22 protein-coding genes are annotated in these 24,446 nt (G+C 60.9%); 3 read left to right on the plus strand and 19 right to left on the minus strand.

Translation table 11 applies throughout. From position 1 onward, the window contains the following. Window positions 1–68: 68 nt before the first annotated feature. Entirely contained in the window at window positions 69–1,412 is a 1,344-nt protein-coding gene (locus BGE01nite_RS14575) for a sulfatase family protein (RefSeq protein ID WP_146851210.1), read from the minus strand. A gap of 94 nt (window positions 1,413–1,506) precedes the next feature. Here BGE01nite_RS14575 and BGE01nite_RS14580 point away from each other — a divergent pair, with 94 nt between their 5' ends. Further along, a complete protein-coding gene (locus BGE01nite_RS14580; protein WP_146851211.1) occupies window positions 1,507–2,490 on the plus strand; it encodes a malate dehydrogenase in 984 nt (327 codons plus the stop codon). Between the two features lie 126 nt (window positions 2,491–2,616). On the opposite strand, the gene BGE01nite_RS14585 is transcribed toward BGE01nite_RS14580, so the two are convergent. The 12 genes from BGE01nite_RS14585 to BGE01nite_RS14640 all read right to left on the minus strand — a co-directional run bounded on the left by BGE01nite_RS14585 (window position 2,617) and on the right by BGE01nite_RS14640 (window position 12,456). After that, on the minus strand, window positions 2,617–2,820 hold the full coding sequence (locus BGE01nite_RS14585) for a hypothetical protein (RefSeq protein ID WP_146851212.1): 204 nt from the start codon (window positions 2,818–2,820) through the stop codon (window positions 2,617–2,619). A gap of 123 nt (window positions 2,821–2,943) precedes the next feature. Then, complete coding sequence (locus BGE01nite_RS14590) at window positions 2,944–4,293, minus strand: 3-deoxy-D-manno-octulosonic acid transferase (RefSeq protein WP_146851213.1); 1,350 nt, start codon at window positions 4,291–4,293, stop codon at window positions 2,944–2,946. 115 nt (window positions 4,294–4,408) lie between these two features. After that, on the minus strand, window positions 4,409–5,089 hold the full coding sequence (locus BGE01nite_RS29290; protein WP_146851214.1) for a hypothetical protein: 681 nt from the start codon (window positions 5,087–5,089) through the stop codon (window positions 4,409–4,411). Between the two features lie 129 nt (window positions 5,090–5,218). Beyond that, window positions 5,219–6,265, minus strand: a complete 1,047-nt coding sequence (locus tag BGE01nite_RS14600; protein ID WP_146851215.1) for an agmatine deiminase family protein — start codon at window positions 6,263–6,265, stop codon at window positions 5,219–5,221. Beyond that, window positions 6,258–7,127 carry a carbon-nitrogen hydrolase gene (locus BGE01nite_RS14605; protein WP_146851216.1) on the minus strand — a complete coding sequence of 290 codons (870 nt, stop codon included), beginning with the start codon at window positions 7,125–7,127 and terminating at the stop codon, window positions 6,258–6,260. The genes BGE01nite_RS14600 and BGE01nite_RS14605 overlap by 8 nt, the downstream gene beginning before the upstream one ends. Before the next feature lie 135 nt (window positions 7,128–7,262). Next, window positions 7,263–8,522, minus strand: a complete 1,260-nt coding sequence (locus tag BGE01nite_RS14610; protein WP_146851217.1) for a polysaccharide lyase 6 family protein — start codon at window positions 8,520–8,522, stop codon at window positions 7,263–7,265. Between the two features lie 23 nt (window positions 8,523–8,545). After that, complete coding sequence (locus tag BGE01nite_RS14615; RefSeq protein WP_146851218.1) at window positions 8,546–8,977, minus strand: type II toxin-antitoxin system VapC family toxin; 432 nt, start codon at window positions 8,975–8,977, stop codon at window positions 8,546–8,548. Window positions 8,978–8,992: 15 nt separating this feature from the next. Continuing rightward, entirely contained in the window at window positions 8,993–9,220 is a 228-nt protein-coding gene (locus tag BGE01nite_RS14620; protein WP_146851219.1) for a hypothetical protein, read from the minus strand. Between the two features lie 43 nt (window positions 9,221–9,263). Next, window positions 9,264–10,148: a prenyltransferase/squalene oxidase repeat-containing protein gene (locus BGE01nite_RS14625; RefSeq protein WP_146851220.1), complete on the minus strand. Its 885-nt coding sequence runs from the start codon at window positions 10,146–10,148 to the stop codon at window positions 9,264–9,266. Window positions 10,149–10,166: 18 nt separating this feature from the next. Then, window positions 10,167–10,862, minus strand: a complete 696-nt coding sequence (locus BGE01nite_RS14630) for a hypothetical protein (protein WP_146851221.1) — start codon at window positions 10,860–10,862, stop codon at window positions 10,167–10,169. Window positions 10,863–11,008: 146 nt separating this feature from the next. Next, window positions 11,009–11,203: a type II toxin-antitoxin system HicB family antitoxin gene (locus BGE01nite_RS14635; RefSeq protein ID WP_146851222.1), complete on the minus strand. Its 195-nt coding sequence runs from the start codon at window positions 11,201–11,203 to the stop codon at window positions 11,009–11,011. A 20-nt stretch (window positions 11,204–11,223) separates the two neighbouring features. After that, window positions 11,224–12,456, minus strand: coding sequence for a 2-oxo acid dehydrogenase subunit E2 (locus BGE01nite_RS14640; protein WP_146851223.1), 1,233 nt, complete (start codon window positions 12,454–12,456; stop codon window positions 11,224–11,226). A gap of 149 nt (window positions 12,457–12,605) precedes the next feature. Between BGE01nite_RS14640 and BGE01nite_RS14645 the strand changes: the two genes are divergently transcribed. Then, window positions 12,606–13,769 carry a KamA family radical SAM protein gene (locus BGE01nite_RS14645; protein WP_146851224.1) on the plus strand — a complete coding sequence of 388 codons (1,164 nt, stop codon included), beginning with the start codon at window positions 12,606–12,608 and terminating at the stop codon, window positions 13,767–13,769. Window positions 13,770–13,781: 12 nt separating this feature from the next. Here BGE01nite_RS14645 and BGE01nite_RS29005 read toward each other — a convergent pair whose 3' ends face one another. Then, complete coding sequence (locus BGE01nite_RS29005; RefSeq protein WP_170266797.1) at window positions 13,782–14,630, minus strand: NlpC/P60 family protein; 849 nt, start codon at window positions 14,628–14,630, stop codon at window positions 13,782–13,784. A gap of 60 nt (window positions 14,631–14,690) precedes the next feature. Between BGE01nite_RS29005 and BGE01nite_RS14655 the strand changes: the two genes are divergently transcribed. Then, a complete protein-coding gene (locus BGE01nite_RS14655) occupies window positions 14,691–16,088 on the plus strand; it encodes a caspase family protein (RefSeq protein WP_170266798.1) in 1,398 nt (465 codons plus the stop codon). Window positions 16,089–16,516: 428 nt separating this feature from the next. On the opposite strand, the gene BGE01nite_RS14660 is transcribed toward BGE01nite_RS14655, so the two are convergent. From BGE01nite_RS14660 to rpsT, 5 genes are all read right to left on the minus strand, one after another. Next, complete coding sequence (locus BGE01nite_RS14660; protein ID WP_146851227.1) at window positions 16,517–17,947, minus strand: efflux transporter outer membrane subunit; 1,431 nt, start codon at window positions 17,945–17,947, stop codon at window positions 16,517–16,519. A gap of 3 nt (window positions 17,948–17,950) precedes the next feature. Further along, a complete protein-coding gene (locus BGE01nite_RS14665) occupies window positions 17,951–21,058 on the minus strand; it encodes an efflux RND transporter permease subunit (protein WP_146851228.1) in 3,108 nt (1,035 codons plus the stop codon). Window positions 21,059–21,061: 3 nt separating this feature from the next. Continuing rightward, window positions 21,062–22,210: an efflux RND transporter periplasmic adaptor subunit gene (locus BGE01nite_RS14670; RefSeq protein ID WP_170266799.1), complete on the minus strand. Its 1,149-nt coding sequence runs from the start codon at window positions 22,208–22,210 to the stop codon at window positions 21,062–21,064. Between the two features lie 109 nt (window positions 22,211–22,319). Further along, window positions 22,320–23,609 (minus strand): right-handed parallel beta-helix repeat-containing protein, encoded by a 1,290-nt coding sequence (locus tag BGE01nite_RS14675; RefSeq protein WP_146851230.1) that lies wholly within the window; start codon window positions 23,607–23,609, stop codon window positions 22,320–22,322. Between the two features lie 131 nt (window positions 23,610–23,740). Next, complete coding sequence (gene rpsT / locus BGE01nite_RS14680) at window positions 23,741–24,013, minus strand: 30S ribosomal protein S20 (RefSeq protein WP_146851231.1); 273 nt, start codon at window positions 24,011–24,013, stop codon at window positions 23,741–23,743. Between the last annotated feature and the right edge of the window lie 433 nt (window positions 24,014–24,446).

Here is a 24,446-nt window from a genome sequence, read left to right on the forward strand (position 1 = left end):
GTCGACGAGGCAAGGGTGCCCTTGCCTCTCTGCCACCGCACTCCGGGACGCTTCGCGACTTCGGCGCGTTATTCTTCAGCGTTGCCCTTCTTCTTTTTCTTCATGCCTTTGCCGCGCTTTTCTTTGCCGCCCCAGAGAGGGGGGACGTTGGTATGGTTCCAGGCGTCCCATTTGGCTTGGAGCTCTTTGACTCGTTCCGGCATCTCGGCGCTGAGGTCTTTGGATTCGCCGATGTCGGTGGCGAGGTTGTAGAGCTTGGGGCCCTGGAGGGTGCCGGGTTTGCTTTCGGCGGCGCCGTCGTAGCTGACGAGCTTGTAGTCGCCGAAGCGGATGGCGGTTTGATCGCCGAAGCGCCAGAAGAGGGCTTCGTGAGGGGTCGTGGTCTTTTCGCCGAGAACATAGGGCATGAGGTCCACGCCTTCGCCGGGGCTTTCAGTGCCTGCGGCGATGAGGGCGGTGGCAGTGAGATCCAGCTGGATCACGGGTTTTTCATAGACGGCGGGCTTCAGCTTCGCGGGCCAGGAGATGAGGAAGGGCACGCGGATGCCGCCTTCCAGGGTGGTGCGCTTGCTGCCGCGCAGAGGGGTGTTGATGGAGCCATTCACTGTCACGCCTTCCATGGTGGGGCCGCCGTTGTCACTGATGAAGGTGACTAACGTATTTTGCTCCTGACCGGTGGCGGCGAGTTTCGCGCGCACGACGCCAATGGAGTCATCCATGGCGAGCATCATGGCGGCATAGGTGCGGCGCTGTGGATCAGTGATGGCGGCCATCTTGGCGAGGCGCTCCTTCGTGGCCTGCATGGGGGTGTGGACGGCATTGAAGGCGAGGTAGAGGAACCAGGGCTTGCCTTGGTTCTTCTCGATGAAGGTGGCGGCTTCGCGACCGAAGGCATCGGTGGTGTGATCGAACTCCGTGACCTGCTCTGTGCCGCGCAGGATGCCGTTTTTGGAGAAGTAGTCATGGGCGCCACCGAGGAAGCCGAAGAAGCTGCCAAAGCCGCGCTGCTGAGGCTGCATGGCGGGCTGGGAGCCGAGGTGCCATTTGCCGACGAGGCCGGTTTCATAACCGGCGGCTTTCAGGCGGTCGGCGATGGTCTTCTCACTCAAGGGCAGGCCTGACTCCTCACCCCCGGGATTGAACTCATGGCCGAAGCGGGTCTGGTAGCGGCCGGAGAGCAGGCCGGCGCGGGTGGGGGAGCAGTAAGGGCCGGTGACGTAACCCTGTGTGAAGCGCACGCCGGAGGCGGCGAGGGCATCGAGATTCGGCGTGGGGATGTCTTTGCAGCCGTGGAAGCCGACATCGGCATAACCCATGTCGTCCCCGACGATGAAGAGGACGTTAGGCTTCTCGGCGGAGAGCCAAGGGCAGAGAGCGAAGAGGCAGAAAAGGAGGGTGAAGAGGGGTTTCATGGCTTTGCGCGCCCCGAAACGAACAGGATGTGACCTGACTTTCTCCTTGCTGCGCGGCCCGGGCTTGGAATCATCCCAGCCCTCTCCACACACCATGAGCAAAGCCCCCATCAGAGTCGCAGTCACCGGCGCCGCCGGCCAAATCGGTTACGCCCTTCTTTTCCGCATCGCTTCCGGCGCCATGTTTGGTCCGGACCAGCCGGTGATCCTCCAGCTCATCGAGGCTCCGTTTGAGAAGCCCCTGGCCGCTCTGGCTGGTGTGGCGATGGAGCTGGATGACTGCGCTTTCCCACTGCTGAAGGGCATTGTGCAGACCTCCGACCCAGCCGTGGGTTTCAAGGACGCCAACTGGTGCCTGCTGGTGGGTGCGAAGCCCCGTGGCCCAGGCATGGAGCGTGCCGACCTGCTCAAGGACAATGGCAAGATCTTCATCGAACAGGGCAAGATCATCGACGCTGTGGCCGCTGACGACGCGCGCATCGCCGTGGTGGGCAACCCTGCCAACACGAACTGCATGATCGCCGCCTCCCAGGCCAAGCGCCTGCCTGCCGAGCGCTTCACCGCCATGGTGCGCCTGGACCAGAACCGCGCGCAGACCCAGCTGGCCCAGAAGGCTGGTGTGGATCTCACGGAAGTGAAAGACATCTTCATCTATGGCAACCACAGCCCGACGATGTTCCCCTCCTTTGCCCATGCGACCATCGCTGGCAAACCGGCCAAGGAAGTGATCAACGACAACGCCTGGCTGGAAGGTCCCTTCTGTGAGACGGTGGGCAAGCGCGGCGCGGCGATCATCGCGGCTCGTGGCTCCTCCTCCGCTGCTTCTGCCGCGAACGCTCTGGTCGATCACGTGCGCTCCCTGGTGACTCCGGGCGCGATCCACAGCATCGCCGTGAAGAGCAATGGTCTGTATGGCTTTGATGCCAATGTGTGGGCCGGCATGCCGGTGCGCACGACGACGGCGGGCAGCTATGAAGTGATCACGGGTTATGAGATGGACGACTTCGCGAAGTCGAAGATCGCCGCGACGAACAAGGAGCTCACGGATGAGCGCTCGTTTGTGGCGGACATGCTGTAATCGCTATTGATTCTTTTGGCCGTCCTCGAGTGTTATGCATTCGTGGACGGCTTTTTTGTTGGGCTTGGGATTCCAAATCCGATTTAGTAGAAAGATTAGGGTAGAAAGATTTTTTCTTTTCTGTCCTCAACTGCCGGTTCGGGGATTGCGTTCATCTGCCAGATCGATGCCGAGATTGTGGACGAGGCGGTCAAGGGTGCCGTTGTTCGCGTCCTTTTCGATCTGACGATCCCACACTTCTGCTAGATGGCTCTCGAGCCAAGCTGAGAACTCCTTGAGTTCCTCATCGTCCAGAGCGGCAATCTCTTGTTTGATCTGCTGCAGAGTCATTGGCTGAGTGTGCGTCTTTGGAATCACCTTCAACGTGTCGGGCTTGCTTCATTTCCAGAACACCAAGACAGTTTGGTAGAAAAATTAAGGGTAGAAAGATTTAATTTTTCTACCTCAATCTTTCTACAAACCGGCTTGGGAATGGCGGCCTAACAAAGTGAGAGTCTTGATAGTGGCGGCTTCGTGGGCGCGGAGGGCGGTGTGGCCGGACTCTCCGAGGCGCTGGGCCTGGGCGGGGGTGGAGAGAAGGCGGTCGAGGGCGGACTCCAAAGCGGTGGTGTCGGGGACTTGGAGGGCGCCTTGGTGTTTGAGGAGGAGATCCACCAGGGGCTCGAAGTTTTCCATGTGGGGGCCGAAGAGGACGGGCTTTTTGGCCATGACAGCCTCGGCGGGGTTCTGGCCGCCGGTGGTGAGGAAGCTTTTGCCGACGATGACGATGCTGGCGAGGCACTGCCAGGCGCGGAGCTCGCCAGTGGTATCGACCAACAGGGTTGGTAATGACGACGAGCGAATGACGAATGACGAATGGATCTGGGAGCGTAGGACGGGGTCGAGGCCTAACGACTGAAGTTCGGTGACGATGGAGTCGGCGCGTTCGACGTGGCGGGGGACGATGAGGAGGGCGAGGTCCTTGTGCTTTGCGGCGAGGTTTTGGATCACCTTGGCGAGGAGGGCTTCCTCGGCGTTGTGGGTGCTGGCGAAGAGGATGGGGCGGTGGGCAGCGGTGATGCCGGATTGATGCATCACGGCGCGGAGGCGCTCGACCTGGGCGGGGTCGGCCTCGGCACCCTGGGGGTCAAACTTGATGCTGCCGGTGTGGTGGATGTTCGCGGTGGGAACGCCGATGGTGGCGAAGCGGGTGACGTCTGCAGGTTCCTGCACGTGAACCTGGTCCAGCATGCCAAACACGGGGCACATGAGGAAGCCGAGCTGCTGGAAGCGGCGCTCGGACTTGGAGGAGAGACGCGCATTGACCATGGAGACCTGGATGCCCTGACGGCGGGCGGAGTAAACCAGGTTAGGCCAGACCTCGGCCTCGATAAGGATCATCTGGGAGGGACGGATGAGGTCGAGGAAGAACTCACTGACAAAGGGCAGGTCCACCGGGGAGTAGAGCACGACCACGCGGCCAGACTGCCTAACCGCAAATTCTTCTGCCATGGCATGCGCGGTCGGAGTGGTCGTGGTGAGCACGACACCGGTCCGTGGAGCTTCTTTGAGCAGGCGGGTGATGAGCTTCATGGCGATGCCCGCCTCACCCACGCTGACGGCATGCATCCAGATACGGTCGCGACCGCATGGGAGAGCGGCGATGGCGGCTTTCTTCTCCAAGGGCAGTCTGCCGAAGCGGCCTGCCATGTCTTCCCAGCGGCCGCCGCGGGCCTTCATCTTCCGCACGGCACCTGGCAGCAGAATGAGGATGCCGAGGGGAAGAAGGAGGTTGTAGACGATCAGCGTGAAAAGGAGGGACATCGGGGCAAAAAGAAGGCCGCGTCCTGGTGAACGCGGCCAGATTTGAGGGGGTTCATGCCACGCAGTCTCCTGCGTGGCAAGCCCGCGCCTGGATGACTCCAGGCGATGATCCTAATTACTTGCGGCCTTTCTTGGCAGCCTTCTTGGCTGGCTTGGCGGCTTTGGCAGCCTTCTTGGCTGGTGCAGCAGCTTTCTTAGCCGGAGCCTTGGCAGCCTTCTTCGCGGCTTTGGCCGGGGCCTTGGCGGCCTTCTTGGCTGGCTTGGCGGCTTTGGCTGGCGCAGCCTTGGCGGTCGGGGCCTTGGCAGCGGACTTGAGGATGCCGGTGACGCCACCTTCACGCTTCAGGCGGTCCAGGAGGGCCTTCTCACGGAAAGCGATGGCTTCATTGAGCACGGCATCATGGTCGTCCTTGGTGTAGCGATAGACCTTGGAGATGGTGCGGCCTTTTTCAGCGCGGACGGAGACGGCGATGAGGCGGGTGACCTTGCCCTTCGCGGTCTTGTACTTGCGGTAGGAAATGCCGACGTGACCGCTTTTGTTCTTTTTGTTAGCGGTGTGGGCGATGCGGCTGGCCTCCAGAGGAGACATCTGGCCGAGCATCTCGTCACGATAGGAGCGGGCAGCCTTCAGGGAGCCTTTGACGCCGCCATAGAGGCTGTCAGAGAAGTGCTTGGTGTGCAGACCGCCTTCGCGGGAGATGCAGACCTGGAAGCCGTGAGTTTGCTTGGAGGCATCGGAACGAGTGTCGATGCGTTTGATGTTTCGTTCGGACAGGGGGTTGGAGCGGCGGCGCATAGATGGGGGATTGTTGTTGGGGGCGGGAGATTAGCCTTGAAAATGCAAGTTGGCCGATGAAGGCGCAAGATGAAAATGGACGGCTTAACCAGCTTCGCGACTATTTGTCTAACTTTCTTTGAAAAACGTTCACTTTGGCTGTGTCATGGCGATGCAATGTAGCGCGCCACCTTCAGTCACAAGATCCTTACAGGTCACCGGAATGACTTCACGACCTGGGAAACACTCGGCGATGATGTCTTCGGCAAACTGGTCTTTCTTCTTCTGGCCGAAGATGGGGACCATGACGGCATTGTTCAGAATCAGGAAGTTGGCGTAACTGGCCGGCAGGCGGCTGAGGCGCCAGTCCTTCATCTCAATGGAGTTAGGCATCTCGATCTCAATGATCTCAAGCTTGCCGCCGCCAGGAAGGCGGACGTCATCCAGCTGCTCGCGGATTTGCTTGAGAACCTTAAAGTTAGGGTCGGTCTCCTTGGACTCGACCATGCAGATGACGGCGTCATCACGGATGAAACGGACGAGGTCGTCGATATGGCCGTCGGTGTCATCACCTTCGATGCCCTGCTTGAACCAGACGATGTCTGTGACGCCGAGCATGGCCTTGAGCTCTTTTTCCATCTCCGCCTTGGTGCGGGCTTTGCCACCATTGCGGTTAGGGTTGAGAAGGACCGCCTCAGTGGTGAGCAGAAGGCCTTTGCCGTTGGACTCGATGGCGCCGCCTTCGAGCGTGAACTCGGAGGTGAAGTGCTCCATCTTCAGAGCGGCGGCTGCCTTGGCAGGGATCTGGTTATCCAGATCATGGGGGAACTTGCCGCCCCAGGAGTCGAAGTTCCAGTCGGTGACGGCGACCTGACCGGTCTCGTTATGCTTGATGAAGATGGGGCCGTGATCACGGCACCAGACGTCGTTCGTCAAGTTTTCGTAGATGTCCACCTGGCTGAGATCGCCTTCATTATCTGCGATGCTCAGACGGATGTTCATGTGCGAGAGCATGGGTGCGTTGATGCGCACACGCTCATAGCGGGAGATGGAGCTGGCGATCTCACCGAACTTGTCCTGGATGCGATGGAAAGTCTTGGGACAGCTTTCCTTGTTATGCGGCCAAGACAGCCAGACAGCCTCCTGCGGTTCAAATTCGGCGGGAAGGCGATAGTTCTTCGGGTAGGCTTTACTCATCGAGGTAGCGTTTGGTCAGGGGGGAATACGTGTCAATGCGCCGATCACGGAAAAACGGCCAAATGCGGCGGAAATCCTCCACGGCCTGGAGGTCACAAGGGACGATGAGCACTTCTTCATGCTCCACGGAGGCCTTGGCGACGATCTCGCCATAAGGATTGGCAACGAAACTCTGGCCCCAGAATTCGGTATCATCCTGGAACCCGGTGCGATTGACCGCGGCGACGAAGCAGCCATTGGCCACGGCATGGCCGCGCTGCACGGTCTCCCAGCCGCAATGCTGGGCCTTGCCGAGCTCAGCCTTTTCACTGCTGAGCCAGCCGATGGCGGTGGGGTAGAAAAGGATCTCCGCGCCGGCGAGTGCGGTGAGGCGCGCGGCCTCTGGATACCACTGGTCCCAGCAGATGAGCACGCCAATGCGGCCGAACTTGGTATTCCAAACTTTATAACCGAGGTCACCGGGGGTGAAGTAGAACTTCTCCTCAAAGCCTGGATCCTGCGGGATGTGCATCTTCCGGTAGAGGCCGAGCACGGTGCCGTCCGCATCAATCACGGAAGCGGTGTTGTGGTAAAGACCGGGGCCGCGCTTTTCAAACAAGGGCACGATGACCACGACATTCAGCTCCTTGGCCAGCCTGGCCAGATGCGCCGTGGTGGGGCCATTGGGCATGGGCTCCGCGAGATCAAAGAGAGCGGTGTCCTGACGGGTGCAGAAGTAAGGAATGTTAAACAACTCCTGCAAACAAATGATCTGGGCACCCTTGGCCGCGGCATCACGGATCAGAACCTCATGCCGGGCGAGGCTTTCTGCCTGGCTGGCAAAGGTGGTTCCTTGGATAAGTCCGAGTGTGACGGTTGGCATGGGTGGGGGGAGCCCAACTTTTCAGAGAGAGCACCGCAGCGTGCAAGCGAAGAAGTTCGCCATTGCTTGCTTAAGTTCTCCTTCCAAAAGCGGCTCGCGTCGACGCGCTGGCGAGCCCGCCAAGCCATCAACGCATCACCACTTCGCACCGACTTCTTCCCTGGCAATGGCTTTCAGTGCCGCAATCTTCGGTTCGGCCAATTCGATGCCCGTGGTAGCGGGGATTCCAAGGTCTTTGGCAGCAACTTTGTTACCCTTCCAGGTGATGCCGCTGAGGTCACAGCGCGCTTCGATGGCGGAGTATTTGGGTGAGGAGATCTGGTTGCCTTCAAAGACGGTGCCCACAGGTGCGAGCGTGGCGGTTTTGTCGTCCTCGAGACCGATGAGCACAGGGTGCTCGCTGTTGACGATGGTGTTGCCGATGATCCTGGCGTTCTTGACCTGGAAGTAGCGATTCGCGGGAGAGTTTGGGATGCCCATCATGAGGCAGATGGAGGAGCGGGCATCATCACCGGTGAGGTTTTCGAAGTAGTTGCCACTCACGGTGTGATCTTCACCAATGACGCGGACACCGCCAGTGCCGTTGACTTCATTGCCGATGAAGACATTGCGCTCGACGGTGCAGCCATTGCCATGACGAAGGGTCAAGGTGCCGCTGACTTCGAGGAAGGTGTTTTCACGATAGAGATTGCCGCAGGACTTGTTGGAGATGCACTCCGCCTCGCCATTGCACTTTTCGAAGAGGTTGTGCTCGACGATGCAGCTGGCTTTGGTCATGGAGGTCTTGCTGTCACCGATGCGGATGGTTTCGCCGCCGTTCTTGCCCAGCTTTTCACGTGGGCCGAAGTAGTTGTGATCGATCTGATGGGCACCATTGCTGCCATCGCCCAGCCAGACGACGAAGGTGGTCCCCTTCCCTGTCTTGCCGGTGAAGGTGCAGTGATCCACGCGATTGCCCTCGCCATAGAGGCCGAGCCAGCGGGATTCTTTTTTACCATCCTCCACCAGGGTGCTCGTGACCGAACAATTGGTCAGGCGGCAATGGCTGGCGAGGGTCTTCGAGTCCTTTCGGAACATGATGAGATCACTGATGGTGGGATCAGGCTCGTTGAACTGAAGGCCTTCGATGACGAGATGCTGGCCGCCGAGCTTCAACGTGCTGGTGCCGGTGAAGATAGTCTTGCCGGGTGCTGCAGCTTTCAGCGTGATGGGAGCTTCTTTAGTGCCGGCACCGACGAGTAGAAGGGCGATGTCTTTGAACTCGCCTTCAGGAAGGATGAGTGTGTCCCCAGGTTGTGCGGCAGGCAATGCGGCGGGATCGGTGACGGGGATGTCTTTGGCCTGAACGAAGGACACAAGAGACAGCAAGGACAGGAGGGACGTCAGCGAGCGCATGGTGGGGTGGGTGGTGGCAAAAGTCAGGGGTTAAGCGGATTGATCCAATGAAGTCCGGGGAACTTGCTGAAATCAGCATCGGCGGAAGCCATGACTGCTCCATTCTCATTCGCCAGGGCAGCCAGATGAGCGTCTGTGATCAGGTTATGCGTGGCATTAACTGCTCTGCATGCAGCGGAGAAAAAGGTGAGGTGTTTGATGCCGGGGCTTGGCACGAGAACATTTGGGAGTGAAAGCCATTCCATCACCTGATCCAGAGCCTGTTCCAGTGTCAGGGGCTGCGTCAAAACCTTGGGATTGATCGACAGCCGGATGAATCCCAGCAGCGCAACCCAGGGCATGCCGATCTCCCGACCTGAGTTGATCTCGCCCTCAAGCCATGACAGGGCATTCGCATGCTCCGGTGCGTTTCGGTTCACCGCATGGATGAGCAGATTGACATCGACAATATGCATGGATGCGACACGAGGTCAGAAGTCCTCTGGCAACTGTCCCAGCTTGTGGCTGTCGATGCCGGGCTGGAAGGTGCCCATGCTGTAAGTCTTCATCTTGTATGGCCTTGCTGCGGGCTGACCCGGCTGGGGCGGCACGGGTTTGAAACGCTCCAGCAAGCTGCGCACCATCTGCTCCACAGCATTCGCCGAGGCAGGGTCAGCCTTCTGCAGATAAAGGTCGAGCTGTTCAGCGGTGGCATTCATGCAGGAGAGACTAATCTGCTTTCAAAGGGTGGCAAGGCCCTTGCTAAAGAGCGAGGTGACCGAGGGCGAGGAGGCCGTAATACGTGTACTCGGGGTCGAGTGTGTCATCGGTCCAGTTGCCATGGAAGCCGCCGGCGGCGCTCCAGAGGGAGTCGATGAAGTCCAGGCAGGGTTCGCGCACCTTGGCGATGGCTTCGGCACTGCTGGAAAGTGCATGCAGAGCCACGGCGGTGGACAGTAGATCGGGGATGGGTGCTCCGGGCACGGCGAGGAAGCCGCCCGCAGGCAGGCACTGGCGCAGGAGCCAGTCGATGGCGGCGGGAGGTGCCGGCACCTGCATGGTGCGATACAGCGAAAGCATGGCCGAGGTGGCGGTAGTGGAGCCAAGGGTGAGGCCGGGCTCGTTTGACCAGGCGCCGTCCGGTGTTTCCAGGCTGTCCATGCACTTCGCGATGCTCATGGCATCTGGTGGCAGCAAACCCATATCTTGGTAGGCCCCGAAGGCGATGAGGCAGCCATAGGCGCTGCCATTTTTACGACCTGGAGACTGGTGATAACCGCCATCGGGAGTGCGCCAGGCTTCGAGACGGCCTGCCAAGGTTTGCTTCTGTGTGTCGGTGAGACCTCCACCGATCGTGGCCCAACAACGAGCGAGACAAGAGATGTGCACGAAGTCCAGGCCCTCGCCATCGCCAAAGGTGGTGAGCCAGGCGCGCAGGGCTTCTTTGGGGACTTCTTTTTGCAAGGCCATGAGGCCCTCGATGCCAAAGACGGTGTAGTAGAGGTCAGGCCGCTCAGCACGATCCAGGAAACCTGCACCGCCCGGGGCTAACCGAGATTGCAAAAATTCTGCCACGAGGTCCGCTGACTCACCCAGCAGCTTGGGAGCCACGCGGGCGACTTGGAGCATTTCGAGACGGAAGGACATGAGGTGGGTCAGATAAGTCTATTCAACCTTGCCAATGATGAAATCAATGGCCCGGATCATCCCATCTGCCTCAGCAACCAATGCATTTTCGGGACGGACATCGGTGGCGATCCAAGGGCCTTTGCGCCAGGTCAGATTAGCAATCATCGCGAGGTCGGAGGTGGGTGACCAGTGTTCCCAGCCCTGGGCATGCATCCATTGATGCAGGGTAGATTCATCAGGGTGGGAACCGGCAATGAACGGCTGCTTCAGCACGAGAAAATCTCCAGCACTACCGATCTGATCCAGTTCCAAGCCCGAATCAAAGAGCTCCTCAAACCATGCGAAACGTTCCAATGCCTCGGACAATCCTCCGCCACGGATGATCCAACGCTGGCGGGCATCTCGATCTAGAACCCAACCAAAGGCGCCTTTGCCGGGTGGGGCGAGGAGCTTAATGGCGAACTGCAAATCGGGCTCACCAAAGACGATGGCTTCTCCACCACCACCCAAAAGCCGCAATGTTCCCTCCGTCTGATCATTCAGGAAGGGTTCAATCCTCGTCGCCAGTGATCTGCCAAACTCTGGCGTCTCACGGAATATCTCCATCAACTCAAAGCCTACTTGCGATCCTTCGAGACGCTGCGCGAAGTCGACTTTGCTGCCGACTTGGCGATGATCTGCGGCCCACTGCGTGACTCGAGAATCGCGGCTTGCCGACGATTTTGGCGGCATTGCTGGACCATCTCTTCCCAGGTCAGACGTCGTTGATTCAGAGGGGCTGGCATAAGAAGAGTCTAAGACCTTGTGGACATTTCGCAAATGGAAGGATGGCCAGGGTGCCATGGGCGGATCGACGAGGTGGATCTGTGAATTACGCCTTATGCGGGCACTGGCTTCCTATGCTTCTTGGCGGCCTGGAGCCATGCCACTTTGGCGATCAGGACCTGCTCAAGTGCTTCCTGAGGGGTTTCGCCAAAGGCGCTGCATGACTTCAAGTTGGGCATGTCAGCGATGTAGCCTTTGTCTTCTGCACTGTAGAAGAGGTTGATGGGGTAATCGCTCTCGGTCTTCATTCGAAAGGCCTGATGAAGGCTCACAGCTTCTCCGGTTCCTGCAGCAGCTTCGCCACCATTGAGAGCAGTCTTCCGGCGGCGCCGCCATCGCAGACGCGGTGGTCGAAGCTGAGGGTGATCTCGGCTTCGACGACGGGGATGAACATGTTCACTTCATCGCTCCAGCGGGGGACTTTGCTGCCGGCACCCAGGCCGAGGATCAGGTTTTGCTCGGGCAGAGGGATCGGGGTGGCCCAGACGATGCCGAAGGTGCCGAAATTCGTCACGGTGGCGATGCCGGGGCGGTTCATGTCGTTCGGCAGACGGCGGGCGCGGGCCTGCTCGACCAGCTTGTTATAAGTGGGCACCAGTTTGACGAGCGGGGTCTTGTCCACCTCACGCAGGACGGGGACGAAGACGCCGTCATCCACCTCGACGGCGAAGCCGATGTCGATAGCACGGGGGTGGACGATGCGGTTGCCGATCAGGCGGCCAGCGACGGCGGTATTTTCCGCCAGGGCGATGGCCAGAGCGCGGATGGCATAGAGGGCGGGGCCGGGCTTTGGATCTGTCCTACGACGGTGGGCCAGCATGGCGTCCAGCATGATGGGGCTGCCGACGGTGGCCAGGGGGCGGGTCCAGCTGCGGCGCATGGAATCCGCCACGGCGATGCGCATGGGCGAGGCCGGGGTGAGCTTGTGCTGCTCCAGGCTGCGGAGGAAGTTTTCAAAGTCACCCACGGTGACGCGGCCGCCGGCACCTGTGCCTGCGATGCCGGCGAGGTCGGAGGCATTCAGGCCGAGCTCGTTCATGCGGGCACGCATGCGGGGGGAGATGTAGCTGGCACCTGTGGCACCGGCTGGCACGGGCAGGCCACCGACGACGGGCTCCACCTTCGGCTGGTAACCGGTGATGTTGTCCTCCTCATTGAACTGGAAATGCAGGGAGTCCGCGTTCGGCATGGAGGTCGGCACGGCGCTGGTGGAGGTCGGCGGCGGGGCTGAGCCGAAGCCAAGACCGAGGGCATCTTCATCCGTCACCTCAAAGGTGGCGAGCTGGCTGCCGACGGCGTAGCTGGTCTGCACCTTGGCCTGGACCTGCTCGATCTTGCCCGCACAGGGGCTGCCGACGGTCATGGTGGCCTTGTTTGTCTCCACCTCAAAAATGTCCGCCCCGGCCTCGATCTGCGCCCCGGGCTCCACCAGGATTTTAATAAGCGTCGCCTCGGCGATGGATTCGCCGAGCTGGGGCATGAGGATCGGGATCGTGGGCATTTGGGAAGGAAAAACAGGGCCGGCAGGCCACCTGCGGCATCGTATGTGTGCCGGTTTCCCGGCATGGAGTCAAGGCACCTGAACAGGGCTGTAAAAACTTTGACACCATGGAAACGCCGGGCGTAATCCTTCACCCGCCCTTCAAGTACATGCGCACGCCGCCCTCTCTGCTCCCGGAAAAAGAATTCCGTTCCCACGCTCCGGGTTATTGGAAGAACAAGAAAATTGCCCCGGAGGACTGGAACTCAGCCGCGTGGCAGCTTCGCAACCGCATCACCACGCTGGCGCAGCTCGAGGAGCATATTGAGCTCTGCGAGGAGGAGCGCGCCGGGGTGATCCTGAGCGGCAACAAGCTGGCGATGGCCATCACGCCGCACTATTTCAATCTGATCGATGGTGATGATCCGGAGTGTCCAATCCGCCGACAGGTGATTCCACGCATCGAGGAAACCTGGGAAGATCCGGATGAGATGGCGGATCCCTGCGGTGAGGACAGTCACATGCCGGTGCCGGGGCTTGTGCACCGCTATCCGGATCGTGTGCTCTTTCTGGTGACGGACCGCTGCGCCTCCTACTGCCGCTACTGCACCCGCAGCCGTGTGGTGAGTGGTGTGGGTGAGCAGGAACTGCACACGGACTATGAAGCGGTCTTCCGCTATCTGGAAAAGCATGACGAGGTGCGTGACGTGCTGCTGAGCGGCGGTGATCCCCTGCTCTTCAGCGATGGCAAGCTCGAGGGCATCCTGAAGCGTCTGCGCAGCATCCCGCACATTGAGTTCATCCGCATTGGCAGCCGCGTGCCCATTTTCCTGCCGCAGCGCATCACGCCGGAGCTCTGCCAGATGCTGGCGAAGTACCATCCGCTGTGGATGAGCGTGCATACGAATCATCCGCGTGAACTCACGACGGAGGTGAAGGCTGGTCTCGAGCGCCTGGCCAACCACGGCATCCCGCTGGGGAACCAGAGCGTGCTGCTGCGCGGTGTGAATGATGACGCGGACGTGATGAAGAGCCTCGTGCAGAAGCTGCTCATGTGCCGTGTGCGGCCCTACTATCTGTATCAGTGTGACTTGATCCAGGGTTCCTCGCATCTGCGCGCCAGTGTGAACACGGGCGTGGAGATCATCGAGCAACTGCGTGGTCACACGACTGGTTATGGTGTGCCGCAGTTTGTGATTGATGCCCCAGGGGGCGGTGGCAAGGTGCCGGTGAATCCGGACTATGTGCTGCTGCGCGATGAGCAGCGCACGCTGATCCGCAATTTTGAAGGCCGCACGTTTGAGTATCCTGAGCCTGCCATGGTGCGGGCTTGATCTCGGTCACACTTATGGTTCGCCGATGACAGGCTCCGTGACCACGGCGGACTTGGCGCGGATACCTCGTGTGAGCACTTCCTTGCCGGAGACTCCCGGCTCGCGGGCCATGCCGCGATAGCGCAGCGGTTTGTAACCCAGGTCGATCATGGAGGCGAGCGGGGCTTCCTTGAGGCCGGGCTTCCAATAGTCCGGCGGGCCGCCGGTCTCATAGTAGTAGACCCAGGTGCGATCTGGCCTGGCCCAGCCTGCGCAGAGCACCACGTGACCGCGTGGGATATTGAGCAGGTCGCCGGGGCGCAGTTCGGAGACGGCGATGGGTGTGCAAACGGAGGGAAGCTGGGTGGTGTCATGCACCGTGGGCAGCTTCAGGCAGCGTGAGATGAGGCCAGAGCAGTCCACGCCGGCAGCGTGGGCGCTGACGCCGCCATTGTCGGCGATCCGCTTGGCGGGTGATGACACATCGCCGGCCGCATGGCCTTCAGATACGCCTTGGTCAAAATCCGCGAGAGCATCAAAGCCGCCCCACTTGTAGGGCACGCCCTGGTTCATCTCGCCAGGAAGCCACCAGCCGGCGCGCTGTTTTTCATCATTGAAGGTGGCATCGGGGGTATTCACCAGCACGCCGGCTTTATCGGGGCCATGGAGGATATTGCGCGCAAAGGGTCGCCAGGAGTGCTTGGCGTAGCTTTCGGCGATGCTCAGGGCTTCGGTGGGGGTGATCTGCGAAGGGGCATCGGGATCTCCGGGCACGAGGATGGTTTCGGCGTTTTTTCCGGGGGGCTTTGGGGTGGTGCAGGCCATCAAAGTCCATGCGAAGGAGCAAAGCGCGAGGTGGCGGAAAGCGGAGTCGAGTGGCATGATTTCGAGTTAGCCTTCTTTTGCCTTCCCGTGCCCGGCACGCAATCACTTCCCCGCCTTATGCATCGCCTCCTCACTGCCAGCTTGCTGCTCATGGCGAGCTTTGGTCTGGCGCGTGAACCTGTAGCGCCGGTCACGCGCACGGCGCTGGTGATTGGCAATGCGAGGTATGAGCAGGCGGCGGGTCCGCTGCGCAACACGGTGAATGATGCACGGGCGGTGGCGGCGACCCTGAAGAGCCTGGGGTTCAGTGTGGAGCTGGAGGAGAACGTGACGCGTGATCAACTGCTGAAGGCACTGCTGAAGTTCCGGGGCACGGTCGCGGGCAAAGAAGTGGCGCTGTTTTATTTTGCCGGGCATGGGATCACGGTGGCGGGATCGAACTATCTTTTACCGCTGAAGTCAGGCTATCAGCCGGAAGGCGCGGATGATGTGACGCTGCGGCTGATGGCGGAGACGAGGCTCTTCAATGTGGAGCAGGCGGTGGCGGATCTGAAATCAGGAGGTGCGCAGTGCAATCTGGTCATTCTGGATGCGTGCCGCACGACCTCGCTGGCGCGCACGGGACGCACACGAGATGCCAGCGGCACACCTGGAGGTCTGGCGGAGATGAAACCGCCGGCTGGATCCCTCATCGCCTTTGCCACGGATGCGGGGCAGACAGCGCTGGATGGTGACGGGGCGAACGGTCTCTACACGGAGGAGCTGCTGCGGCACATGCGCACGCCAGGGCTGACGATCGAACAGGTCTTTAAACGCACGCGTGCGGCTGTGCTGGAGCGTTCCAGTGGCCAACAGATCCCGGCGGAGTATTCACGGCTGGTGGGTGAGGATGTTTATCTGGCGGGAGCTGCAGTGGCCGAACCAACGATGCCGAAACCTGAGCCGGCGCCCGTTTCTGCACCGGTCAAAGCCGAACCGGTGGTTTCGGCGAAGCTGGGTGAGGAGATGCTGAAGCTGGCGAAGCAGGGGCATGATGTGGAATGCATCGAGAGCTTGAAGTTGCTGGCGGAGGCGAAGGGGCTGGGTGTGACGGAGCAGATCGTGGAAGGGTTTCAGATCCTGCTGGAGCGGGTCAAGGACACGCTCAAGAAGCCTGATCTGAAGGACAGTGATGCGAAGGCGGCGCTGCAGACTTGTGACCTGGTGATCGCGGCACTTCCGGAGTGCCTGCCGGGCACGCATCCGAAGTCTAACGAATTTTTAGCCAAGGCGCATAACCGGCGCGGAGATTCGCTGCTGGTGCTCGGACTGGCGGATGAGGCGCTGGAGGCTTTTAATGCGGCGCAGCCGCTGGCGCCGGATGATGCTTATGTTCTTTATAACCGGGCGAGGGCGCATCTGGCGCTCGGGGATGTGGACAATGCGCGGGTGGATTTACAGGCGGCGATGGATCCGAAGTTCAAGCAGCCGACGGCGAGAGCGATGGCGGAGAAGATGTTGAAGGAGATGAAGTGAGGGTTGGGAACATGGGGATCAGCCATGGATGCGAAGCCGTTTAAAGATACGGGACCCACGTTGGGGTCCGGTGTGGGTGAGGGGAATATGGGTCGAGGTTCCAGGGGAGCACTCGCTCAGGCTCGGCACCCCTTCGCTATGATGCGGAAGGCACGTTGGCCTTCTGGGCATGCCGGGGGGGCTCGATCTGCGGATGTCTTTTGATGGAGTGCGTCTCGAAAGGACTTCTGCGCGCCACCCCATTGGAATGGGGTGGTACGTTGGGGCGGGCGTTGAACCCCATTCCGATGGGGTTTCGTTTGGATCCACGGATGAGTTTGAACTCAACGCATCGCGTTGATGAAACTTGGGCATGCTGGGCCATGAGGGGACTTTTGATCCACTGGACTCCAAAGCCCACCCCATTGGAATGGGGTGGTACGTTGTGATCACCAGCCGCCGCCGAGGGCTTTGACGAGGAGGACGGTGGCGAGGAAGAGCTCGCCTTGGAGGCGGGTGGACTCGCGTTCGGCGCGGAGTTGGGTGCGCTGGGCATCCAGCACTTCGTAGTAGGCGACAAGGCCGGACTCGTAGCGCTTATGGGAGAGCTCCAGGGCGCGCGTGGCGGAATTCACGGTGACGTCTTGAGCGGCGGACTGGCGGCGGAGGACATCGAGGGCGCTGAGGGCATCCTCGGCGTCACGCATGGCGGCTAGCACGGCCTGGCGATAGGTGGCGGCACCCTGCTCATAGCGGGCTTTGGAGACCTCATGGTTGGCCTTCACGCGACCACCGCGAAGCAGCGGCCACTCGACTGCCGCAGGGCCGAGCCCCCAGATGTGACTGCTGTGGTTGTCGACCAGCTGATAGAAGCTGGTCTGCGTGCCACCGCGCAGGCCGATGGTGATGGTGGGGAAGTAGGCGGCGCGGGCCACGCCGATCTCGGCATTGAGCGCGGCCATCTCACGCTCGGCGGAGGCGATGTCGGGACGACGCTCAAGCAAGGTGCTGGGCACGCTGCGGGGCAAGGAAGGTGGCGCGCCAGCGAGAGGTCCGGCAGGCAGGGTGAAGTCCGAGGGCATCTTGCCAATCAGGAGGGCGATGGCGTGCTCGAGTTCGGCGCGCTGTCTTTCGAGGCCGATGGCCTCGGCCTGGGTTTCGGCGAGGTCGGTCTCAGCCTGGGCGACATCAATCTGGGCGATGTCTCCCTGATTGAAGCGCTTGCGGGCGAGATCCACGGTGCGCTGGCGGACGGACACGGTGCGCTTCAGCAGAGCGATCTGGGCATCCTGCACGCGCAGGGCGTAGTAGTTCATGGCCAGCTCACTGAGGAGGCCTAACCGGGCATTGTGCAAATCCGCGTCCTCGGCATCAGCGCGGGCACTGCCGGCCTTGCCCAGGTTGCGGATGCGGCCCCAGAAGTCGACCTCGTATTGGAAATCAAGCGTGTTCAGCAGGGTGCTGCGTGTGCGGCCGCCGGCGAACTGGAAGGCCATGGTGCCGGTGCTGCGGTCACGCTGCGCGCTGTTGCGCATGGTGACGAAGGGGAAGAGTCCGGCTTTGTCAGCACGAGCCTGCGCGCGGGCTTCGACGACACGCTGGCGGGCGATCTCAAGCGTGGGGCTGGCAGTCTCGGCCTCGCGCATGAGCTGGCTGAGGCGTGTGTCGTTGAAAAAGGTCCACCAGTCTCCGCGGGCCGTGTCATCGCTGGGCTTGGCGGTGCGCCAGGGGCCTTCGGTTTTGAACTCGGTGGGCAGCGCGGGCTGAGGCGAGAAGTACTTCGGGGCGAGGTTGCAGCCGGAGAGAATGACGAATGACGAATGCAGAATGACGAAGGTCAGACAACGTGGAATCGAGGATGTGCTGGGCTGGTTCGGCATTCGTCATTCGGATTTCGTCATTTCCAACGCTTCGTCAAGCTTGCGGCTGGCATCGTGCGGCGAGCCGGTGCGGCGGCCGAGGAGGGCGTACATCATGGGGACCAGCAGGAGGGTCACGAGAGTGGCGATGCTGACGCCGAAGACGATCACCACGCCGACCACGCGGCGGGTTTCATAACCGGCACCACCGCCGAGCATCAGCGGCAAAGCGCCCATGACGGTGGCGAGAGCGGTCATGACGATGGGACGGAAGCGCTGCTCACTGGCCATGAGGATGGCATCCCGGAAGGGCACGCCTTCGTCACGAAGCTGGTTGATGAACTCGACGATGAGGATGCCGTTCTTGGCGGCGAGGCCGATGAGCATGATGAGACCGATCTGGCTGTGGATGCTCTGGTTCATGCCCATGACCATGAGGCCGAGGAGGGCGCCTGCCACCGCCATGGGCACGGTGAGCATGATGGTGAAGGGATGCACGAAGCTCTCAAACTGCGCCGCGAGCACGAGGAAGGCGATGATCAATGCCAAACCAAAGATCATGCCGATGCTGCCCTGGTTCTGCTTCATCTTCAGCGAGTTCCCTTTGTAACCGACGACGGCATTGCCGGGGAGGTTTTCGCGAATGAGATCCTCCATGTAGGTCACGGCCTCGCCCAGGCTGTAACCGGTCTTCAGCTCGGCATCAAAGGTGATGCTGCGCATGCGGTTGTAACGAGTGAGGGTGCCGCTGTCCGCGAACTCCTCCGTCTTCACGAGGTTGGAGAGCGGGATGAGCTGCTTCGTGCGTTCGCTCCGAACAAAAAGGTTGTTCAAATCGACGGGCGTGCGCTTCTCGGCGTAACCGCCTTCAAGGATCACATCATACTCCTCACCCTGATGGATGAAGGTGGTGGCGCGACGGCCGCCGAGCATGGTTTCCAAGGTCATGCCAATGTCCGCGCTGGAAACACCGAGGTCAGCGGCGCGGGCTTGATCGATGGTGACGCGAAGCTGGGGCTTGGTGTCACGGTAATCGCAGTCCATGCCGATCAAGCCGGGGTTTTGACGGCCTTTGGCGAGGATGAGGTCACGCCACTGCGCGAGCTCCTCGAACGTGTTGCCGCTGACGACGATCTCGAGCGGCTTGTTCAGGCCGCGCAGGATGGCCTGGCGCATGACGACAGAGACCTTTGCATCGGTCATGCTGGCGGTCTTCTGGCGGATCTCGTCCATGATGACGAAGCCATCACGTCGGGTGCCGAAGGGTGTCAGGGTGAGCACGGCGATGGAGTCATTAAAGTCCGCCGCCGAACCAAAAGAACGGGGAGCACGGGAGTTCACACGCGTGGCCTCCTTGGTGTCCTCCACCAGATACATCACGTTGTCCGTGAGCTTGTCGAGAGTCTCGAGGGCATTGCCAAAGGTGGTGCCGGGCGGGCCAGTGGCGACAACGAAGAAGGAGCCGCGGTCCTCACGCGGCATGAACTCGTCCGGAATATGAGTGAGCAGCCAGGCGCAGAGGGCGATGAGACCGGCGACGATGGGGAAGGAAGCCGCCGGGAAGTGCAGTGCCCAGTTCAAGACCCAGCGGTAGCTGCGCTGGATGGCCCCGAAGGTCTTGTCCAGAATGCGGGCGATGAAGCTGTCTCCCTCACGACCACGCAGGATTTTGGAGGCCATCATGGGCGAGAGCGTGAGCGCCACGAAACCGGAGAAGGCGACGGCAATGGAGAGCGTGACGCTGAACTCCGCGAACATGCGGCCGGTGTCTCCGGGCATGAAAGCCACGGGTACGAACACGGCCATGAGCACGAGCGTGGTGGCGATGACCGCGAAGCCGACCTGACGCGTGCCTTTGTAGGCGGCGACGAGCGGTGTCTCCCCTTCCTCAATGCGGCGGTGGATGTTTTCCAGCACCACGATGGCGTCATCCACGACCAGGCCGATGGCGAGCACGAAGGCCAGCAGGGTCAGCGTGTTCATGGAGTAGCCCAGAGCGAGCAGCACGAGGCAGGTGGCGAAGACGCTGACGGGCACGGCGACGGTGGGGATCAAGACCGCGCGGAAGCTACCGAGGAAGAGAAAGATGATGACCACCACCAACGCGATGGCGATGCCGAGTGTGCGATACACCTCATGCAAAGACTCCTCGATGAACTGGCTGACATCGTAACTATTTTCCAGGCGCAGATCCGAGGGAAGAGTCTTGCGAATTTCCTCTGCCTCCGCACGCACGGCGCGGGCGACTTCCAGAGGGTTTGAGCGTGACTGACGGATGATGCCGACGGACACCATGAGCACGCGGTTGCCTTTGAAAACGGTGCGGGCTTCCTCGGCACCGAGGGCAATACGAGCGACCTCACCGAGGCGGACCTGATAACCATTGGCACCACGGGCGACGACGAGCTTCTCGAAGTCCTCGACGGTGCGATATTGGCGGTTCATGCGGACGGTGAACTGCCTATCCAATGATTGCACTGTGCCTGCGGGCGGGTCGACGTTCTCACTGCGCAGGGCTTTTTCGACATCCAAGGGCGTGAGGCCGCGGGCCACGAGGGCTTCGCGGTCCATCCAGACACGGAGGGCATAGCGGGAGCCGCCATTCACACGCACACGAGCCACGCCAGGTAGACGCGAGAAGCGGTCCATGAGATAGCGCTCGGCATAGTCCGTGAGCTCCAGCGTGTTCCGGTGGTCACTTGTGAGGTTCAGATACATGAGCACCTCGGCGCTCAGCTCGGTCTTGCCGACGTTCGGCGGATCCACCCCATCCGGCAGAGAGGCAAGCACGGGACCGATGGCCTCGCGAATGTCGTTCGCGGCGGCATCAAGATCACGACCGAGGGTGAACTCGACGGTGATCTCGGACTTTCCATCCACACTGGTGGAGGAGATGTTTTCGATGGCCTCGACCTGCGAGATGCGGTCCTCGAGTCGTTGCGTGATTTGATTTTCCACCACGCTCGCCGAGGCGCCGCGGTAGAAGGTTTCCACCGTGACGATGGGCGGCTCGATGTCCGGGAACTCGCGCAGCGGCAGCTTGGTGTAGGCAACGACCCCGAAGGTGATGAGCACCAGGTTCATCACCAGGGCCAGCACCGGGCGGCGCACAGATGTGTCAGAGAGCCACATGCCTTACCTTGCGCTTCCGGGGTTGGTGCTGCCGGCCATGGCCTCCGGATTGAAGGCCTTCACAGGTCCGGCGAACTCGCCCGTGACTTTCACTGACATGCCATCCTGCAGGCCGACGAGGCCGTCCGCGACGACGAGCTGACCTTCCTCGATCCCGCTCATGATCTCCACGAAGCCGGGTTTGCGGCGACCGGTGACGACTTCCACGCGTTTGGCTTTTTCCTCGATGATGGCAAAGACGAAGGCCTTGGAGCCGATGGGAACGAGCGCGCGCTCTGGGATGGACAGAGACTGGCGCGGCTCCACGCGCAGGGTGGCCACGACGAGCATGCCGGGCTTCAAGGCGAGGTCATCATTCGGCATCACGGCGCGGGCATCCACGGCACGGGTGACGGGATCAACGCGCGAGTCGAGCTGGGTGACGGTGCCTTTGAAGAGACGATCCTTGGAGCCTTGAGTGCGTGCCTCGATAGGTGAGCCTGGCTTGATCAAGGAGAGATAGGTTTCAGGCACGCTGAAGTCGATCTTCACGGTATCGATCTTATCTAAAGAGACGATGACGGTGCCGGGTGAGACGAGGGCGCCGACACTGATGCGGCGCAGGCCGAGCCAGCCATCAAAAGGGGCGACGATGCGGCGGTCGGTGAGGCGCGCCTCGGCTTCATGAATGTTTTGTTTGGCCACGTCCGCGAGCGTGCGGCGCTCCTCCAGACGAGCCTCAGGAGCAGCGCCATCTTTGACGAGACTTTGGAGGCGGGTGATCTCGCGCTCATGCTCGGTGAGCTGGGACTTGGCGGCGGAGATGGCGGCTTCTTCCTCATTCGAGCTGAGCTCGACCAGGAGGGTGCCTTTTTTCACCTGCTGGCCGTCTTCAAAGTGAAGCGCGGTGACGGTCTCGGTGACGTTTGGGCTGAGGTCGATGGATTCATCTGCCTCGACGGTGCCGACGGCGAGAAGATCGAGAGCGTAGTCCGACTTGGTGACCTTGGCTGAGGTGACGAATTGAGCGCCTTTGGCCTTGGCTGCCGCGACAGGAGCTTCCGCCTTCTTCTTCTGCTGGTTCCAAAACACCCACGCTCCTCCGGCAACAGCGCCGCTGATGATCATAAAGACGAGAAAGCGCACCCAGGGCGCTGGACGAGGATCGGACATGGATTTTGGGGGGGCGGGGTGTACGCTGCGAAAACCCCGCACCATACGAGAACGCAATAGAAATGCGGCCTTTAGACTGCACAACGACCAAATAGTGTCGCGGCGAACGCTACTTTGGTAGTTCTGTGTTGGCGATGCCCTGGCTGCCTGGATGCAGCAGATTGCCGGAGAAATGCATGCCACGCGGGGTGTTAGGCCCGCCGGCGATGATGACGGCGTATTTGTAGCGAGGCTGGCCGATGCAATGCACCACATTTCCCTGCACCAGCACGTCTGTGAGAGGAGGATCATCAGGCTGCTGGCCGTCATCAAACTTGAAGGGTGAGCGCTCATCTCCCCAGATCCAGTGCGCATCTCCATGACCGAAGTCGGAGATGATGTTGTTCGCGATGACGGAGCCGCCATCAAAGTTCTCCGCATTCGCGCCAGCCCCAGGCATGAGGCCGATGGACCAGAGGCTGTTTTTGATGAATTGGTTAGACGTGATGATGACGTTCCGCGAGCCGTGCATGGCCTTCATGCCCATGAAGGAGTTCAGGATGACGTTGTTGGAGACGATGACATGATCGCTATGGAGATCGATGCCCTGGGCGGCGTTTTCGATGTGATTGCCGATGATGCGGGTGCAGTCGCTCACGCTCGGCGCGGTGACGATGATGCCGCTGCCCTGCTGCCAGGCATCGGTGTAGTTCGCGTCCCACATCTGCTGGTTGATGATGGCGCCTTTCTCCGGGTTCTTCTTCACGAAGTCGCCTAACTTATATTTGGTCTTCATCTCCTGGGTGGGGACGAGGTTGTCCTCCACCACGCGGTTGCCTTCGATGAAGGTGCCGGTGCTGTAGCTGACGCTGATGCCGGTGCCGTCTGTGCAGTTGAAGGCGTAACCGAGCTCTTTGTTCGCGGTGCGGTCGTCGATGCTGACGCGCATGTAGTTCCGCACGAGACAGCGGCTGATGCGGCAGTTCTGGCTCTCGCGCAGGGTGATGGCACCGGCGGGGCCGCGGTTGTCGAGCACGCGGACGTTTTCGATGACGAGGTCTCGGCACTTGATGGCGACGATGCCTTCCTGGCGGGTGTCGGTCTTGCCCTCGGGGCGTGTGAGGGTGAGGTCGCGGAGTTCGGCTTCTTTGGCCTCATCGATCGTGATGATGGGCTGCTCGGGGTTTTGCTGGATGATACGGCCGGGGCCGAAGAGGCCGGCGCGCTCGCCACGGACGCGGATTTTCTCGGTGATGGGGTAGTCGCCCGCCGGGACGAAGAGCATGCGGCCGGGGTTCGCATCCAGCGCGGCCTGGATGGAGGGGTAAGCGGTGACGGAGAGGTCGGCGGCGGGGGCTAGGCCGGAGAGGGAGAAGACCAGAGCCAGGAGGGCGGTGTGGCGGGAGAGGGAGGAGAGCATTCGGAGTGGTTTCAACGCGACTCGGAAGTCACGTATTCCAGCCGAATGAGGAAGGATCCGGGCAGCAAAAAACCCGCTGGCGACAAGGCGCAGCGGGTTTTTTAAACTTGGGTCAACCCCTCCGTGTTGGATTAGGCCTTCTTGGTCAGAGCGCTCACCTTGGTGGCGAGGCGGCCCTTGAGGCGGCTGGAGGTGTTCTTGTGAAGAACGTTGGTCTTGGCGGCCTTGTCAGCGGCGGAAGCGAATTCGTTCAGGCTGGAAGCAGCGGCAGCGGCGTCACCTTTTTCGATGGCAGCAACGACCTTCTTGCGCAGCGTGCGGATCTTGCTTTTGACGGTCTGGTTGTGCGCCGTGCGGGCTTGCGTGCGGCGGATGTCTTTTTCGGAAGAGCGGATGTTAGCCATAAAAGGGGTCTGCGGAGGGGGCGGAGTTTCTACTTCACCGGGGAGGCGCTGTCAAACGGGGTTTTTGGTTGTGTGAAGCGTGGGTTGGGGTGCATGGGGCGCGCTTTCAGCGCTTGGCGCTGTGTCGGCACGCCAACCTAGGGCTAGACCCCCTAGGCTGGTATGGGGCGCGCCTTTGGCGCTCAAGACGGGAGAGGCTGTTCAAATCGGAGGCTGGCAGAGGGCGGGATGCAATGATTCACCACAGAGGGCACAGAGGAGCACAGAGGTCTGTAACGGGGAAATTCGAGAGCGTAGTTTTGGAGGTGAACGGCTGAAACAGCTTCCTTGCTTGCGCCTCTGCGAATCGCGCTCAAAAGTCGCGGCCCCTCGAATTTTTTCGTTTTAACCCAAACATCATCCCACGACCATGGCTGACATCTCCACCAGCGCC

Source organism: Prosthecobacter gellanilyticus (genome assembly GCF_007992435.1).
Lineage (GTDB): Bacteria > Verrucomicrobiota > Verrucomicrobiia > Verrucomicrobiales > Verrucomicrobiaceae > Prosthecobacter > Prosthecobacter gellanilyticus.